Source organism: Vulcanococcus limneticus LL (assembly GCF_002252705.1).
GTDB lineage: Bacteria > Cyanobacteriota > Cyanobacteriia > PCC-6307 > Cyanobiaceae > Vulcanococcus > Vulcanococcus limneticus.
On the sequence record NZ_NQLA01000149.1, the window covers coordinates 1 to 1,009 of the forward strand.

General features: G+C 64.6%; 1 protein-coding gene. It reads left to right on the plus strand.

Annotated features, from left to right (window positions below; translation table 11 throughout):
* Window positions 1–8 precede the first annotated feature (8 nt).
* A partial coding sequence (gene psbD, locus CJZ98_RS17825; protein WP_094592435.1) for a photosystem II D2 protein (photosystem q(a) protein) occupies window positions 9–1,009 on the plus strand: 1,001 nt, incomplete at its 3' end.

The following is a 1,009-nucleotide window of genomic DNA, read 5'->3' on the forward strand; positions in this document are numbered from 1 at the left end:
CCGCTCTCATGACGATCGCTGTAGGGCGCGCGCCACAGCGGGGATGGTTCGACGTCCTCGATGACTGGCTCAAGCGCGACCGCTTCGTTTTTGTCGGTTGGTCGGGTCTGCTGCTGTTCCCCACCGCCTACCTGGCGCTGGGGGGCTGGCTGACCGGTACCACCTTCGTCACCTCCTGGTACACCCACGGCATTGCCAGCTCCTACCTGGAGGGCTGCAACTTCCTCACCGCTGCGGTGAGCAGCCCGGCTGATGCCATGGGCCACAGCCTGCTGCTGCTCTGGGGTCCTGAGGCCCAGGGCGACTTCGTGCGCTGGTGCCAGCTCGGTGGCCTCTGGCCCTTCGTGGCCCTGCACGGCGCCTTCGCCCTGATCGGCTTCATGCTGCGTCAGTTCGAGATCGCCCGCCTGGTGGGCATCCGTCCCTACAACGCCATCGCCTTCTCCGGCCCGATCGCGGTGTTCGTCAGTGTCTTCCTGATGTACCCGCTCGGCCAGAGCAGCTGGTTCTTCGCGCCTTCCTTCGGGGTGGCGGCGATCTTCCGCTTCCTGCTGTTCCTGCAGGGCTTCCACAACTGGACCCTGAACCCGTTCCACATGATGGGCGTGGCCGGGATCCTCGGCGGCGCTCTGCTGTGCGCCATCCACGGTGCCACCGTGGAGAACACCCTGTTCGAGGACTCGGAGCAGGCGAACACCTTCAAGGCGTTCGAGCCCACCCAGGAAGAGGAGACCTACTCGATGGTCACCGCCAACCGCTTCTGGAGCCAGATCTTCGGGATCGCCTTCTCCAACAAGCGCTGGCTGCACTTCTTCATGCTGTTCGTGCCGGTGATGGGTCTGTGGACCAGCAGCATCGGCATCATCGGCCTGGCCCTCAACCTGCGCGCCTACGACTTCGTGTCGCAGGAGATCCGCGCCGCTGAGGATCCCGAGTTCGAGACCTTCTACACCAAGAACATTCTGCTGAATGAAGGTCTGCGCGCCTGGATGGCGCCGGCTGACCAGCC